Raw genomic sequence first — 16,464 nt, forward strand, 5'->3', positions numbered from 1 at the left:
CAGTCGGCCCTTTGTTAATTACAGTTGATGGTTCTTAAATTCTAAAAATTAGCCCTCAAAGTTACCCCATATGTCCTTGGGTTACCCAGGTGGGTCGCGCCAAAATCATAAGCGTAATCAATGTAGGTTTTATTGGCAAGGTTGTGTCCCCAAACAAACACCTCGTAGTTTTTAAGGCTTACACCTGCGCGGGCGTTAAAAATGTTGTAAGCTTTTTGTTCAATCTGGTTAGCTAAATCAAAATATTGCTTGCCAAGGTAACGCCACTCGCCGCGGGCTACCAGGCGGGTTGTGTGGGTATTGTCAAGCTCGTAAGCATATTGGAGGGCAAGCATTGAGGTTACTTCCGGCGTATAGACCTGGTGATTGCCTTGTAAGTTTACTGCGTTGCCGTTGCTAGCCACCAGCAGGTCCTTGTAACGGGCGTGGGTGTAGCCAAAATTATAATCTACATCCAAACCTTTAAATAAAGTAGCGGCAATTTCGGCTTCAATACCTTTGCTTTGCAGCTTGCCGGCGTTTTTGGTTACGGTAATGGCATCAGGCAGTACCAGTGTTGGCACCTGGGCATTGTTTACAAAAGTGTAAAACGCAGCAATGTTTAATCTTACCCTTTTATTAAATAGCGTGTTTTTTGAACCGATTTCGTAATTATCACTGTATTCAGGTTTGTAGGCATAAAGCGGGGGCTGCGATGGATCGGAGCCTAATTGACTGATTCCACCTGCGCGAAAACCACGACTATAGCTTGCAAACAGGTTGTTATTTTCAGATACATGGTAAGCCACGGTTAACTTCGGCGTAAATGCTTTGAAGTTTGCTTTTGATGAGGTATCGGCCTGGGTTACCATTATATCGCCGCCATCAGGTTGGAATTCTCCTTTAACTTCTTCTTTTTTGTGCTCTAAGTCATAACGCAGGCCCGCGGTAATATCCCATTGTGGATTGATTGTATAAACAACCTGCCCAAACGCAGCAAAGCCATAGTTGTGCTCAATATTGGTATTGATGCTGGTAAAGTCGGGAAATGGGGCGCCTACAGCAGCAGCGTCTGCACCGAAATGCGTGCCTGTTTTTGTAGGGGCGCTGCGGTAAAATCCATAAAGGCCGGCGGTCCATTTTAACGGCGACAGCGACGATGCGGGCGAACTAAACCTGAATTCCTGGGTGCCAACTTTAACATCGTTCCAGTTGCTGCCGTAATTATTAATTAATGATACAGCATCGATAGGAGAGAAGTCGCCGTCGATAGGCGTGGTGTAGTACCGGTAGTTTTTCTGGTACGATGTTACCGATGTAAAGTTAAAACCGCTTCCTGCATAATTTGCAGATAACGAAGCATTGAAAATGTTATCGATAATTTTTGTTGTGGCATTTTGGTCAACCTTGAACGGATTGCTTATCGCATCGGCAGGGTTGCCGGCTAGCGTGAACGGGCCGTTGTTGCGGTTTTCGTAATTCTTAACATTTAAGGTAAATGTCAGCTTTTCGTTTGCTAAAAACTTTAAGTAATAATTGCCTAGAAAATAGTGTTGTTTATCAAATTTGGTGTTATTAAACTCGTTGGTGTAAAAACCGTTAAAGCCAGAATAAACACCGGCAACACCCAAAAATAACTTATCCTTTATCAGCGGTGCGCGTAAGCCCAGGCTGTAACGTTGTTCGCCGTAGTTGCCAAACTCTGCTTCGGCAAAGCCGCTGGTTTGGTTTGATGGCTTTTTGGTAATTACGTTAATAACGCCACCCAAAGCATTGCGGCCATATAAAGTTCCCTGAGGGCCACGTAAAACCTCGATGCGTTCTACATCAAAAAGCTGCGGTATATAGGTATCCAGGCTAAACTGGTTTATACCATCAATGTACGTTACCACGGCAGGGTCGTATGATGTAGTTGCGATACCGCGTAAACCGGTAACGTTGCGGTTGTCACCCGGACCGGCCGAGTACAGGTTAGGCACAATGCCGGTTATATCTTTCAGATTTTGCAGGTGATACGCCTGCACATCATTTGCCGAAAGGGTTGACACGCTTACCGGCACCTGCTGCAATTGTTCTTCACGCTTTTGAGCGGTGATAACTACTTCATCCAGTTGTTTACCGGCATCCTGTAGGTTTATGTTGAAGAGTTGGCCTTTACCGCTTACGCTAATAACCTGGCTGCGCTCAGCATAGGCTTTGCTGGTAATATGTAGTGTGTAAGTACCCTGCGGAATATTGTTAATAGCAAACTCGCCTTTAGCATTGGTAACCGTGCTGTAATTGGTGTTAAGTAATGCTACAGATGCACCGGCAACCGGTTGCGAATTGGCGTTGTTAACAACACCCGAAATAGAAGAACGATTTTGTGCGATTGCCTGGCAATAAATAGCCAGGGTAAAAAATAGGAGAAGTAATTTTTTCATCAGAAAATTAGAACAAATAGTGTAACGTGCGGCAAATTTAGCAACACTACGGTGGATAAATAAAAAAGCAGGATAATTATTACTAACTACCCTGCTTACGGTTTTTTGCTGGTTTTATTGTTTAAGCGACAAAATCCAGCTGATTATTTTTTGTGCGTCAGCTTGTTTAAGGGCAGGGTGAGCCGGCATTGATACATCACCCCAAACTCCTGTTCCGCCTTCTCTTACTTTTTGGGTGAGGTGGGCCATTGAAGCCTTATTGTTTGGATATTTTTTTGCAACATCTGTAAATGCCGGGCCAATAGATTTTTCACTAACCTTGTGGCAGGTTTTGCAGTCAAGCGTAAGCATTAAAGCTTTGCCCGGGCTGTTTGCATTCAGATTGCCCAGGTTTGATACCATGCTACCGGGCATAATGTTAACCTGCTTACTTTTTACAGTTGCTGCCTGGTCGTCGGTTACATCAACAGTAGCATTGAAATTTCCTTTTTTGATATAGGTGTAAGTAAGTCTCGGTACGGCAGTCTTTTTGGTTACTCCATTGCCTAAATCCCAGCTATAGGTCATTTTGTCGCCTTCAGGGTCTTTAGCTTTAACGGTAAAAGTTACGGTTAACGGTAAAGCGCCAAAGGTCTTGTTGGCAGTTACACCGGCAATATCTGGTGCACGGTTACCACGCAGGTAATCAATCCTTGACAAACCGGCGTCGGCGTTTTTGGTGAACCAGCCGCTGCCATATTCCAGCATATAAAACCTGCCATCCGGACCGGTTTCCATATCAATGGCCGAGGCGAATTTCAAGGTTGGCACAAATGGTTCCATCTTGTCGAAATCGCCATTGGCCTGCAAAGTGATGGCTTTTATCCAACCGCGTATCCAATCGTACATAATAACTTTATTGTTATAATAGTCAGGGAAACGGGTGGCTTTCGGATACATTTCGTTATGATAAATAGGCCCCGCCATAGTGGTACGACCGCCGGATCCCACTTCAGGGAAATCAGTTGAGGCAGCGTAAGGGTACCATATCATTGCAGGTTGCGCTGGTGGTAGTTCGCGCAGGCCTGTATTGTTTTTTGAGTCGTTTATCGGGTGCGCCGGGTCAAATGCAGCGCCTGATTTACCGGTAGCATAATCGTAAGCACGGTAAGGGATATTATTCCCTATAAAAAATGGCCAGCCGAAAAAGCCTGCCTGGCGAGCCTGGTTAAATTCGTCGTAACCACGGGGTCCCCTGGTCTCAAGGCTGTCCTTATTGGCATCGGGTCCAACTTCACCCCAGTATAACCAGTTTGTTTTTTTGTCGACAGCAATACGGTAAGGGTTCCTGTCGCCCATTACAAAAATTTCGGGACGGGTATCTGGCGTTCCTGGTTTAAATAAGTTTCCTTCGGGGATATCGTAAGTGCCATCAGGCTTCATTTTTATCCTTAGGATTTTACCACGCAAATCGTTGGTATTGCCAGCCGAACGGCGCGAATCGTGGTTTTGTAATCCCGGACGGTCATCAAGCGGGGCAAAAGCATGCGTGTTATAAGGCGGCCTGCCGGGCTCATCAAACGGAGTTGAATTATCACCGGTAGAAAGAAATAGCATGTTATCCTGGCCAAAGGCAATTGAACCACCGGTGTGGCAGCAAATTTCGCGCTGCGAGTAAAGCTGCAGTACTATTTTTTCTGTTTTGTTGTCGATGGTATCGTTTACAAAAGTAAATCGTGATAAACGGTTTACACTGGTATCAGTCGGGCTATAATAAATATAAACGTAGTGGTTATCCTTAAAATTGGGGTCGGCCTGTATACCTAAAACACCTTCTTCGGCATTTACACCTTTGGTATGCGTTTTAAAGTATGCATTTAAAAAACCGGCCTGTTTAATTGTCTTTGTATCGTTTTTGTAAAGCATTATTTCGCCGCGGCGCTGGGTAATCAGCACATCAAGGTTCGGTAATACGGTAAGCTCGGTTGGCTCATAAAAAGTGCCTGTAACCAGCTGGGTTTTTGCAAAGCGGTTATCTTCGGGTACGCGTTCTGTAGTTACCTTGCCATAGTTAAGCTTTACATGATCGCCAATGGCATATTTAATGCCGCCTAAAATGTGCTTTAAGTAAAGTGGGTCGCTGTACGATTCGTCGGTATGGCCCAGCTCGGTGTACCAGGCACGGCCCCCTTCAAAACTATGGTACCATGCCATCGGATGGTTTGCGCCATTGATGCCGCCTTTATAGCTGGTTTCATCAATGGTGATAAGCACATGCATATCTTTTATCAAATCCTTGTAGTTGTACCATTCGTCTTTGCGTTTCCACTCGGCAGGCAAATGTTTGGTTGAGATGTGCGTACGGTCAACAACATGCAGCACGGCTTCCTGCTGTGCAGGGTGGCTCACGAAGTAACCGCCTACCAACCGACCGTACCAGTGCCAATCATACTCGGCATCAGCAGCAGCGTGTATACCTACGTAACCACCGCCGGCTTGTATGTAACGTTCAAAGTCGTTACGCTCAACAGCAGTGAGCAGGGGACCAGTTGTGCTTAAAAATACTACTGCACTGTATTTTTTCAGGTTGCTTTCAACAAACTTTTTATCGTCTGATGTGGTATCAACAGCAAAGCCGTTTTCCTTGCCAAGTTTTATAATGGCATCTACACCCAATGGTATTGACGCATGGTGAAAACCGGCAGTTTTGGTGAAAACCAGGACTTTGGGCTTTATGGGAGCAAAACCCAAAGACAGAAGTGGAACAAATAGGAGTAAAATAAATTTAAGGCGCATTGACTTATTGTTTAATGATGAAAATTGTCGGTATTTATTGTTGGTTTTACGGCACGTAATTTAGGTAAAAAACGGTTAAAAAATCTGTTTAAAGCCAAAATGAGACTTAATTGTTACCAATACACCAATTAGTTGTATTTTTTGAGAAAAACACAAAGAAAAGGTGTGTCTTATTGACACATTGATATCGCGGACGTAGTAATTGGAGTGAAAAATGCCATTATGTTAACGGCCAGGTTTTTTAATGCGACCTAAGATGCTCCTATTCGGAAATCATCCCCTCAACTTATCCAGCAAATCGCTCAATTGCCCGGCTTCTTCTTCGGTCAGGTTATCTTTGAGGAATTCTTTTATTTTAAATTCTTCGTCCATTATGGCGAGCGTTTTAAGGCCTTGTTCGCTTATGCGGATGTCGACGGCGCGGCGGTCTTTGGTGTTGGTGCAGCGTGAAACAAGGCCTTTTTGCACTAGCCTGTCAACAATACGCGATGCGTCCGACATTTTATCAATCATTCTTTCTTTCAGCAGGTTTACTGTGGCTGGGTTTGGATATTGGCCCCGTAGAATGCGGAGAATATTGAATTGTTGAATTGTAATGTTATTTTTTTCGAACAATGAACGGGTCTCATTATTTACCCAGTTATAGGTGTATGAAAGATTAATAACTGCTTTGTGATAGTTATTTTCAAATTTGCTGCTTTGTATTTCGTCGTCTATGCGCATAGGCTTAATATTAATCGGAACCAGGAACCAGGACCAAGAGCCAAGAATCAAGAGCCAAGATTCAAGAATCAAGAGCCAAGAATCAAGAGCCAAGAACCAAAATGAAGAGAAAATTAAGTGACAAGACTACTCTGTTTTAACACTACCCTAACCAAGGCCGTATCTTGGCTCTTGATTCTTGGATCTTGACTCTTTTTCTCATTACAAATATCTTTAATTATTTCTTAACATCAGTAGCCTGCTTTGGTTTTCCGAAATCCCAGGGGCAGTTAAGGCACTTGTTTTTGCAGCAATAGCCGCGTTTAAGATGGTATTCTTTGGTGAAAACAAAATTGCCATCTTCATTTATATAATAATCAACGCCTTCTACCAGCATATCAATTTAAAATTTTTACAGCGATATCATCGCCAAAATATTTTTCAAGGTGTTTGCCATTGCCGTGCAGTGTCCATATTTGTTTGGGGTCAACATTTTTAACCGCTTGCAAAATGTCGTCCCAATCCACATGATCCGATATAAATAACGTGTCCTGTTTATTTACCTGCAAATTTTTCCAGCCCGATGCGAATAAACGCTTTACACCAGTTGCCCTTATATAACTGTCAAAGGTAAACGGCGGAACGATGTAAACAAATTCTTCCTGGCTTTTCATCAGTTTGCGACCGTAAATTTCGTGCTTCCCTAGAGTTATCCCCATTTTTTGATAGATGGCATTAATCGGCATGATCCGGTGGTGTACCAAAATCTTTTTTTGCGGTGCGTGCTCACTTATCATGTTTATTAAGCGCTGGCTTTTGCCGAGGCCGTAGGCGCCAAGTAAAATATTAAGCTTAATATCGTTCAGTTTTTTGATCTCCTCAACCGGATCCGGATGCAAAATGGCAGGGTCGGCAAAGGTGCTCTCGGTAATCAGTACGTCGGCATTAACCCATTCAATAGGTTCGCAGGTTGTGTCAGGTTGTACTTTGTAGTCGCCGGTATATAAATATTTGATGCCCTGGTATTCCATTAAAACCTGTGCAGAGCCCAGCATATGCCCCGCCGAAACGAAGGTTATTTGAACCCCGCCAACCTTAAATGCGGAATGGTAACCTGCAATATTAAAAATCTTACCTGCATTTTTACTATGGCGCAGCTTCATAAATGCATGAGTTGCTTCGGTACAAAATATGTTGGTATTGCCCGGCAATGCGTGGTCGGCGTGGGCGTGAGATATTACTGCATTTGTAACCGGTAATTGCGGGTCTAAATAAAAGTCACCGTATTTGCAGTAAAGGCCGTTGGGGTTGAAAATAAGAAAATCGTCTAATATCATTAGGTCATTGAGTCATTAGGTCATTGAGTCATTTTTTTGTATGTGGGTCTTAAGAGGTAAATTCAATGACCTAATGACCCAATGACAAAAATTTATGGTGCAATTCCAAAACCTGCGGTATTACCAGTTGTACATCGTCATTAACAATTATAAAATCGGCCAGGGTTGACTTTTTTTCTTCTGAAAACTGCTTTGATTCGCGGCTTTCAATCTCTTCCCGGGTTAAGTGGTCGCGTTGCATTACCCTTTTTATACGGGTTTCAAAGGGAGCCCGGATGGTGATTGAATAATCGCACATTTTGTACGAGTCGCTTTCAAACAGCAATGCTGCCTCTTTTAAAATATAAGGGACATCGGCCTTAACGTTTTTTACCCATTCATCAAAAGCCCTGAAAGTTGCCGGGTGCACCAGTGCATTTAGCTTAGCCAATTGCTCTGCATCGTTAAAAACAATACCTGCAATATGCTTGCGGTTCAAAGTGCCATCATCAAAATACGATGAATTGCCAAATGTTGATTTAATGCCGGCTACCAGCAACGGGTCGGAGACCATTACCGATTTTGCGGCATCATCAGCATAAAAAACAGGGACGCCCAATACCTCAAACACCTTGCTTACGGTGGTTTTGCCGCTGCCTATATTACCGGTTAAGCCTACTTTAAGCATTATTTTTTAATAATAAAGTCGATATTTCGAGGTTCAATCTTCACGATTTTGGTGTACGCAGGCGATTTGAAAATCACCACCGGCAAAGCCTTATAACCATGTTTACGCCAAAGGTCCAAATCAGCTGTAGCCTCAAAAAAATCTTCGTCGGTTTGGGCGTACCGGGCTAACGATGTGGTGAACGTAACTTTTACCTTTTGCGGAAATATTTTTACGTCATCATAATTCCGGTTGTTTGTCAGTTTAACCGGTATCTCCAGGGTTTTCTCCGTAAACTCATCAACAGGGATATTTACCTGCGTACTTTTAGGTACAACGCTTAAATTCCCCTCTTTTACCGGCTGTAGCGTTACACGTTTACTAACAGTTTCGCCAACGCTGTCCAGTTGCAGCGTATCTGTTTTCCAGGTTGTAATGTTGTCAATAACGTTGGCTGGGCCGTTAACAATAACGTAGGCCGGGTTAAGCGTAATATTGCCCGATTGAGAGAACTGGCGTTTATATTTTACCGCGCTCACCAATTCAATCGGTATCCTTTTTACTTTCCGGTTCGAAAAATCAAAGTAAAGCGTGTCGGGGCTGAAGCCGGTAATTTGCTGGCTAATTTCTTTTTTATCATTAATCAGGCCGAGTTGCGAGCTTAGCACCACGTAGCTTTTTGTTTCGAGGGTCCTCAGGTCAATGGTAATTGTGTTTGCTTCTTTATGCATTTTAGCAAACAGCATTTGCCAGCCACTCCCGTTAAGGGTAGCATTCACTGTGTCGGACTGCAGGGAATGGAAAGCCCGCCTTTGCGGTGTGTTTTTAAAGTTTAAGATCTCTTTAACGGTATAACTATAGCTGTTTGACAATACAGTAAATACCCACGCAAAAATGGCCAGTACCAGGCATGTAAAAAATGCTGATGCCCGCCTTCGTTCTGTTGCAGATAATTTAATTATTGCCATTTTAAAAAGATAAAAGCTGAAAGATTAAAGCTAAAAGCCATTATTGCTTTTTTACTTCACACTTTCAGCTTTGAGCTATATTAGTTGCTTTGTGCTTTTAGCTTTATGCTTTCAGCTCAAATTACGCTTTCGTTACCACTGGCGGCGTATTCAATGCTTTAGACGCTTCTAAAGATATCGCCGACTTATCAAAACGGATCTTACCATTATCAACCTCTACTAAAAAGGTGGTTTCGTTAAGGTCAATAATCCTTCCGTGGATACCGGCCGTGGTTACAACCTTGTCTCCTTTTTTCAGTTCGTTAACGTATTTTTTTTGGTCTTTTTGCTTTTTAACCTGTGGTCTGATCATAAAGAAATAAAACACTATGGCAATTAGTCCAAATACTACTAATTGCTGCACACCAAGGCCACCGCCTGCGGCTTGTAATAAAACAGTTGCTATCATTTTAAATTATATATTTATTAGTTAAGTGTTACCTCGCCAATTAAATGCACCCGCGTTTGGGCCGGGTTGGTATTGGCTGTAACTGTAATTTGCTTATCCTGCAAACCAAGTTTGCCGGCGCTGTCAAAAGTGACGTGTACATTGCCGCTTTCGCCCGGTTTAATAGGGGCTTTTGGCACTTCGGGTTTGGTACAGCCACAAGTTGCAACCGCATCGGTAATAATCAATGGCGACTTACCTGTATTGGTAAATTTAAAATCGTAGGTAACTTTGTCGCCGCGTTTAATTTTACCAAAATCGCGGGTGTCTTTTTCAAATTTCAATACCGGCGCGTCTGCAGCATTTGCAGTGGTGATGTTTGCACTTGCCCCGGTTTGGTTCGAGTTGCAGGCAGTTAACAACATTCCTGCCGCTATTAAGCTTAAAAACAGTTTTTTCATTATTTTAATGATATTATTCCTCTATTAAACCCCTGCCGATTTTCTTCACTTTGTTTTGTGCTTTAAGGTCGGCTAAAATTTTGTCTAATATACCGTTAATAAACGAATTACTCTTTGGCGTACTAAACTCTTTCGAAATCTCCAGGTACTCGTTTATAGTAACTTTTACAGGTATTGACGAGAAGTTGGCAAACTCGGCAATTGCCATTTTCATCAACAACGTATCCATCATGGCAATACGGTCGGGCTCCCAGTTCTGGGTTTTGCCGGTTATCAGTGCCTGGTATTCATCGTTATGGCGTATGCTTTCTTCAAACAGGTTTACAATAAATTCGCGGTCCTCGTCCCAGTTGCCTGTTACTTCGGCCAGCTTGTTTTCCTGTGGGTTGTCAAACGAAAAGTTCTTAAATGTTTTTGCAATAAGGGCCTGCAGCACATCCTTATCAACCGGCCAGTATAAAAACTTATCTTCAAAAACCTGCTCGGCTAATGGCGATTTTAAAATCACTTTCTTGAAAATGAATTTAATAATGTCTTTATCAGTTTGTATGGTATCGCCGGTTTTTTTCAGGTATTCCTGGTAGTCTTCCGATTTTTTAAGAAGGATAAATAGCGACTTTACCAGCTCGGGCTCAAAATCCCATGCCACTTTATATTTTTTCAGGCCGGCTAAATATTCTTTGTTTTGATGTAACGAGAGGATAAACCTGTTGCTTAATATTTTAAGATTTGCATTCAGGTCGTCGGCTGTGGGTAAGTGCTTGGTTGCCCTTTCTTCGGCATCATTTTCAGCATAGCTCGTCACTTCTGATATTAATGACAACATCCAGATATACATTTCATATACCTTGTCAATTGTTATCAATAAATTTTTTTCATGCTGCTTGATGTCGCCGCTGTTTGATTGGTGATAAGCGTATAACGACTGAAGAACTTTTACCCTGAGGTGTCTGCGGTTTAACATTTTTATAAGAACGAATTTGTTTCGGCAAAAATAAAGGAATTCTGTTGAATTTTAATAGGTTGATTTCACTTTTTTTATATCTGCAATGCGTTTTTCAGCAATTTTGTTTGCCGCCTCTATGGTAGAAATACTTTCGGCTTTCGAAAGTTTTAAAACATTGCGCGTAGCTTCATAAATATTTTCGGTAAGCTGCATGGTCCTTTTCTTGCTAAAGCCCATCAGCTCCGAGTAACAGTTGATAATTCCGCCGGCATTTATTACGTAATCGGGTGCAAACAAAATGCCTTTGTCAAGCAGCATTTGCCCATGAATGCTTTCATCTTGCAGCTGGTTATTGGCCGAGCCGGCGACAATGGCGCATTTAAGTTTTTCGATGGTTTCGGTATTAATGGTTGCCCCCAGTGCACACGGTGCGTAAATATCGGCGTCGATATCGAAAATCTTATGATTTGAAACAGCCTCGGCATTATATTTTTTTGACACCTGGCCCAGGCGCTCCTCGTTAATATCGCTGATGAAAACCTTGGCGTTTTCGTCGCGCAGCAGCTTTACCAGGTTTTCGCCTACCTGGCCAATTCCCTGAACAATTACCGATTTACCGGTTAGGGTATCAACACCGTAAAGTTCCTTCACACAGGCTTTTATCCCCATAAAAACGCCAAGCGCAGTAATAGGGGACGGGTCGCCGCTACCGCCAATGGTCTCTGGTACACCCATAACGTGTTGCGTTTCCATACGGATGTACTCCATATCGCGCGGGTTGGTGCCCACATCTTCGGCTGTAATAAATTCGCCGTTGAGGTTTTTTATAAAGCGGCCGAATTTGCGCAGCAACGCTTCCGATTTATCTTTTCTTGAATCGCCAATAATAACAGCCTTGCCACCACCCAGGTTAAGACCTGCAATGGCAGATTTGTAGGTCATGCTTTTTGAAAGGCGCAACACATCGTACAAAGCATCAGCTTCGGTTTTATAGGCCCACATGCGCGTTCCGCCCAGGGCAGGACCCAGCGTGGTATCATGAATGGCGATGATTGCTTTTAAGCCGGTATCCGGGTCGCTGCAAAAAACAACTTTCTTGTGCCCGTAAGCCTCGAGCTGGCTAAAAATTGATTCACTGGGGTTTGAATTTGGCATCAGTAGCGACAAAGTAAATTATTTTTGTTAGGGCTCCGGACAAAAGTAGAGGTTTTTTTTATAGACGCAAATTTTTTGTTGGGGGAGACTGGAAAGTCGGAAGTCCGGAAGTCTGAAGTCGGAAGTCCGAAAAGTCGGGAAAGACGGAAAGTAGCTTAATTCTGAGTTTTATGCTTATAGTTTGGACAGATTGTAATCTTTCCGGCTTTACCTGCCAGCGTATTGAATATTTAAATGCAATATCCTACTTTTGGTCTTTTCCGACTTTCCGGACTTTCCGGACTTTCGGACTTTCTTCTTATGAAAGACCTCGCATACCTCAATAAATTCTTCGTTAAATACCGCTGGCACCTTATCCCGGGCGTGCTGTTTGTTATCATTTCAAATATTTTTGGCATCCTGCCGGCAAAGGTTATTGCACAGGCGCTTGATTTGGTTACTGAAAATATTGCCATGTACCGCTTGTTTTCCGGTTTTAACCGACAGGGACTTATTTACCAGATCTTTGGCTCAAGCTTGTTGCTTTTTGGTGCACTGGTACTGGTTTTAGCACTATTACGGGGGCTATTCCTGTTTTTTATGCGGCAAACCATTATCCTGATGTCGCGGCATATTGAGTTCGATCTTAAAAACGAGATCTATCACCACTACCAAAAACTATCACTTGCCTTTTACCGCCGCCATAACACCGGCGACCTGATGAACCGTGTAACTGAGGATGTAAGCCGCGTGCGCATGTATCTTGGGCCGGGCATTATGTACACCATTAATACCGTGGTGCTGTTTATTATGGCTATTTATGTAATGCTCACGGTGAATGTATCGCTGGCAATTTGGTCGGTGCTGCCATTGCCTATCCTCGCCGTTATAATATATTATGTAAACAATACCATTAACTACCGCAGCGAAAAAATACAGCAGCGCTTATCTGCACTTTCCAGTTTTGTGCAGGAGAATTTTTCGGGTATCAGGGTCATCAAATCATACGTGCGCGAAAGGAATGTGAAACAGAAGTTTGCAGCCGAGAGCGAGGACTACAAAACCCACTCAATGGAACTGGTTAAAGTACAGGCCATGTTTTACCCCGTTATGCTGCTGCTGGTTGGGCTAAGCAATGTTATTACTATGTATGTGGGCGGCGTTGAAGTAATGAAGGGTAACATCACACCCGGTAATATTGCTGAGTTTATTGTTTATCTTAATATGTTGTCGTTCCCGGTTATTGCGCTGGGTTGGGTAACATCTTTGATTCAGCGGGCAGCCGCTTCGCAAAAAAGGATAAATGAGTTTCTAAGCCAGCAGTCCGAAATTATTTCGCCAAATGTTGCAAAAGTGCCGGTAGCCGGGCATATTGCCTTTAATAATGTATCGTTCGTTTACCCCGATACAGGTATACAAGCGCTAAAAAATGTATCGTTTACCGCTAATCCCGGCGAGATGATTGCTATTATCGGCCGTACGGGTTCGGGTAAATCAACCATAGCCAATTTAATAATGCGGATGTATGATACAACCAGCGGTGAGATTTTGATTGACCGGCAGCCAATAACCGGCCTCAATTTGGAAGGCTACCGTTCGCAAATTGGCTTTGTGCCGCAGGAAGTATTCCTGTTTTCAGACACCATTGCCAACAATATTGCCTTTAGTGCCGATGTACTTGAGATGGACAAGGTAAGCCAGGCCGCAAAAGACGCTGCCGTGTATGCAAATATTATGGAATTGGAGCATGGCTTTGAAACGTTGATAGGGGAGCGGGGAGTAACACTTTCGGGAGGGCAAAAGCAGCGCGTTTCGATTGCCCGGGCGATAGTTAAGCACCCGCAAATACTGATTTTTGATGATTGCCTGTCGGCGGTTGATACCCGGACCGAGGAAGAAATATTGAGCAATTTGGGCCGGAATATGCTGGGAAAAACCAGCATTATAATTGCCCACCGGATATCGACCATAAAAAATGCAGATAAAATTTTGGTAATGGATAACGGCGAAATAATTGAACAGGGCACCCACAATTACCTGATGGAGCAGAAGGGCACTTATTTCGAATTGTACGAAAAACAACTGCTTGAAGAAGAAGAAAGTGCCTGAAATGTGTTGAAAATTCAAATAATTTCAACAAAAGCTTAATAATGTTGGAATAAATACTTGCTCTTTGAAAAATTATTTATATTTATGCCAACCAAAACTAGTTACGATATTTAATATTATGGGAGATTTTGAAAACAGAGAGCGTGAAGAGGTTTATTCAAAGAAGGTAAGGGCGGGGAAGCGGACTTATTTTTTTGACGTAAAGGCGACCCGTTCAAACGATTATTATGTTACTATAACCGAAAGCAAAAAACGGTTAGAGGACGGCGTTTTTATTAAGCACAAGATTTTTTTATATAAAGAAGATTTTGAAAAATTTGCGGACGGCTTGAAGGATACTATTGAGTATATTAAAGCTAACCAGGAAGTAGTTGAAAAACGCTACGAATACAGCGAAGCCCAGGAAGTTACTAAAACAGCCGATGAGGACTTCTCGTTCGAGATATAAAAAGAAACAAACTAACTAAACTAACCATTTTTAAACCCCTGCCTGTGAAACAAGCAGGGGTTTTTAATTTGGCCTATGTTATCGTGCCATTGATGACGCTGCTACGCCAAATATTATAACACCGATAATCATCAGTGCATACAGGCAAAGAATAACTATAGTAAGTATACCCCAAAGCTTAAAGAACGATTTTAATTTGCCGAAGGCGATTGTTACCTGGTCGGTATCGCCAAACATTACACCTTTTTTAATTTTGCTGCCAAACTGGTACAAGTAAAGAGAGAAGAAAAAGTAAACCAGGGCAATTAGCAAGTAAATTACCGCAATAAACCCGCCGCCCATACTTGCCAATATGCCTGCAGGGCCATTTGCAGGGGCCAACTTCGCCATTGTAGCCATCATTGCGCCGGCAAATAATGCGCCAATCACTATAAAGCCGCATAATACAAAGCCAACTATCCCCAGGAAATTAGCCCATTTGCCTGATTCGCGGAGATAAGTTTGCGCTTCAGGTGTTAAAACCAGCCCTGCGCCCGGGTCCACAAAATTTTCTGTTGTTTCCATTTATTGAATTGTTTTAGAGTTTTAGATTACACTAAAGTTAAAAACTATCAATAACTAAACAACACGCGTCGAAAATTATTTGTGATGCGCTATGTGATGTATTAATATGTCGTGCATTATCAACGAAGCAATAGAAAAATAGATAATTAGCCCGGTAACGTCAACCAGGGTGGCCACAAATGGGGCCGACGACGTTGCAGGGTCGAGTTTTAAACGCTTCATCAATATTGGTAGCATCGAGCCCGCCAGCGAACCCCAGAGTACTATACCAACTAACGAAATGCCCACAGTAAACGCAATTAATAACGAGTGTGGCCCGTAAATTTTGCTGAATGAGGCCCATACTTCAATACGTAAAAAGCCTATAGTGCCCAGTATGGCGCCCAACATGAGGCCCGAAAGTATTTCGCGGCGCATTACCCGCCACCAGTCTGCAATGGTAACCTCGCCAAGGGCCATGGCCTGTATAATAAGTGTCGATGCCTGCGAACCGCTGTTTCCACCGCTCGACATAATCAGCGGAATAAAAAATGTAAGCTGTATTACTACGGCAATCTCATCGTTAAAATACTGCATAGCGGTTGACGTCAGCATCTCGCTTAAAAAAAGGATGATCAGCCAGCCTACCCGCTTTTTTACCAGTCTGAAAAGGTTAATATCCAGGTAAGGCTCGTCCAAAGCCTCGGTACCACCAATTTTCTGAATGTCTTCGGTATATTCTTCGTTGGCTATCCACAAAATATCGTCAACTGTAACAATCCCTAACAGTATGTTTTGCGAATCAACGACGGGTAGCGCCGTACGGTTGTTCATCCTGAAAACATTAATGGCATCTTCCTGCGGATCGCTTGCGCTTAATGATATCAGGCGACCGTCCATCAGGTCGGTAATCTTGGTTTCAGGTTTTACCAACAGTATTTCGCGTATCCTTATATCGTCCAGCAAAACCCCGCCTTTATCAATCACATAAATAACATCAATCGTTTCGGAGTTTTTACCATAGCGCCTGATGTGCGATAGTACGCGCTCCACATCCCATTCTTTTTTTACGGCGATATAGTCAGGCGTCATCAACCTGCCTACAGAATCTTCCTCATAGCCTAAAAGCGATAACGCTTCTTTGCGGTCGGCGGGAGATAAGTGCAGGATAAGCTTCTGAACAGCGTCGCCATGCAATTCGGCGAAGAGCGAAGTGCGGTCGTCCGGGGGCAATTCGTTTATCAGCCCGGCTACTCTTTCGCCTGAGAGTTTTTTTATAATACGCTCCTGCGTAGGGAAATCAAGGATACGGAAAACATTTACTGCGCGGTTTAGCGACAGTGTTTCGATAAATAATGGGCCATTTTCAGGAAGTTCACCTATCAGCTCTTCAACGTCCGATATATTCAGGCTGTTCAAATATTCCTGCAGCTGGGCCTTGTCTTCATTTTCCAACAATACATTTATTTGGTCAACCATCTCTTCCATAAAAAAACCTCCTTTTACATATTTATTTTCGCCTCATTTTGTGCCGCCGCAAAAGTCGTTTATTTTTTCAAAAACCGG

The 16,464-nt window shown here is 43.0% G+C and carries 15 protein-coding genes; 2 read left to right on the forward strand and 13 right to left on the reverse strand.

What is annotated here, in order from left to right:
• Nucleotides 1-41: 41 nt before the first annotated feature.
• The 11 genes from Q0R52_RS12180 to Q0R52_RS12230 all read right to left on the reverse strand — a co-directional run bounded on the left by Q0R52_RS12180 (nt 42) and on the right by Q0R52_RS12230 (nt 11,819).
• Nucleotides 42-2,402 (reverse strand): TonB-dependent receptor, encoded by a 2,361-nt coding sequence (locus Q0R52_RS12180; protein ID WP_295794945.1) that lies wholly within the window; start codon nt 2,400-2,402, stop codon nt 42-44.
• 114 nt (nt 2,403-2,516) lie between these two features.
• Entirely contained in the window at nt 2,517-5,177 is a 2,661-nt protein-coding gene (locus Q0R52_RS12185; protein WP_295794946.1) for a ThuA domain-containing protein, read from the reverse strand.
• 273 nt (nt 5,178-5,450) lie between these two features.
• Nucleotides 5,451-5,900, reverse strand: coding sequence for a MarR family transcriptional regulator (locus Q0R52_RS12190; protein ID WP_295794947.1), 450 nt, complete (start codon nt 5,898-5,900; stop codon nt 5,451-5,453).
• 217 nt (nt 5,901-6,117) lie between these two features.
• The gene (locus Q0R52_RS12195; RefSeq protein WP_295794948.1) at nt 6,118-6,276 is read right to left on the reverse strand and encodes a DUF5522 domain-containing protein; all 159 of its coding nucleotides are present in this window, start codon (nt 6,274-6,276) and stop codon (nt 6,118-6,120) included.
• 1 nt (nt 6,277) lies between these two features.
• Nucleotides 6,278-7,216 (reverse strand): exonuclease, encoded by a 939-nt coding sequence (locus Q0R52_RS12200; RefSeq protein ID WP_295794949.1) that lies wholly within the window; start codon nt 7,214-7,216, stop codon nt 6,278-6,280.
• Between the two features lie 70 nt (nt 7,217-7,286).
• The gene (gene coaE, locus Q0R52_RS12205) at nt 7,287-7,883 is read right to left on the reverse strand and encodes a dephospho-CoA kinase (protein ID WP_295794950.1); all 597 of its coding nucleotides are present in this window, start codon (nt 7,881-7,883) and stop codon (nt 7,287-7,289) included.
• Complete coding sequence (locus tag Q0R52_RS12210; protein ID WP_295794951.1) at nt 7,883-8,830, reverse strand: CdaR family protein; 948 nt, start codon at nt 8,828-8,830, stop codon at nt 7,883-7,885. The genes coaE and Q0R52_RS12210 overlap by 1 nt, the downstream gene beginning before the upstream one ends.
• Before the next feature lie 121 nt (nt 8,831-8,951).
• Nucleotides 8,952-9,278, reverse strand: coding sequence for a preprotein translocase subunit YajC (gene yajC / locus Q0R52_RS12215; RefSeq protein ID WP_252791558.1), 327 nt, complete (start codon nt 9,276-9,278; stop codon nt 8,952-8,954).
• A gap of 17 nt (nt 9,279-9,295) precedes the next feature.
• Nucleotides 9,296-9,718 carry a DUF1573 domain-containing protein gene (locus Q0R52_RS12220; protein WP_295794952.1) on the reverse strand — a complete coding sequence of 141 codons (423 nt, stop codon included), beginning with the start codon at nt 9,716-9,718 and terminating at the stop codon, nt 9,296-9,298.
• 13 nt (nt 9,719-9,731) lie between these two features.
• Entirely contained in the window at nt 9,732-10,682 is a 951-nt protein-coding gene (gene nusB, locus Q0R52_RS12225) for a transcription antitermination factor NusB (protein ID WP_252791561.1), read from the reverse strand.
• Nucleotides 10,683-10,733: 51 nt separating this feature from the next.
• On the reverse strand, nt 10,734-11,819 hold the full coding sequence (locus tag Q0R52_RS12230; protein ID WP_252791563.1) for a Glu/Leu/Phe/Val dehydrogenase: 1,086 nt from the start codon (nt 11,817-11,819) through the stop codon (nt 10,734-10,736).
• A gap of 300 nt (nt 11,820-12,119) precedes the next feature.
• Here Q0R52_RS12230 and Q0R52_RS12235 point away from each other — a divergent pair, with 300 nt between their 5' ends.
• Nucleotides 12,120-13,907, forward strand: a complete 1,788-nt coding sequence (locus Q0R52_RS12235) for an ABC transporter ATP-binding protein (RefSeq protein WP_295794954.1) — start codon at nt 12,120-12,122, stop codon at nt 13,905-13,907.
• Nucleotides 13,908-14,025: 118 nt separating this feature from the next.
• Nucleotides 14,026-14,355 carry a DUF3276 family protein gene (locus Q0R52_RS12240; protein ID WP_295794955.1) on the forward strand — a complete coding sequence of 110 codons (330 nt, stop codon included), beginning with the start codon at nt 14,026-14,028 and terminating at the stop codon, nt 14,353-14,355.
• Between the two features lie 78 nt (nt 14,356-14,433).
• On the opposite strand, the gene Q0R52_RS12245 is transcribed toward Q0R52_RS12240, so the two are convergent.
• Nucleotides 14,434-14,919 (reverse strand): DUF5362 family protein, encoded by a 486-nt coding sequence (locus Q0R52_RS12245; protein WP_295794956.1) that lies wholly within the window; start codon nt 14,917-14,919, stop codon nt 14,434-14,436.
• A 75-nt stretch (nt 14,920-14,994) separates the two neighbouring features.
• On the reverse strand, nt 14,995-16,386 hold the full coding sequence (mgtE, locus tag Q0R52_RS12250; RefSeq protein WP_252791571.1) for a magnesium transporter: 1,392 nt from the start codon (nt 16,384-16,386) through the stop codon (nt 14,995-14,997).
• Nucleotides 16,387-16,464 lie beyond the last annotated feature (78 nt).

The sequence above is a fragment of the Mucilaginibacter sp. genome, from assembly GCF_025359345.1.
Taxonomy (GTDB): Bacteria; Bacteroidota; Bacteroidia; order Sphingobacteriales; family Sphingobacteriaceae; genus Mucilaginibacter.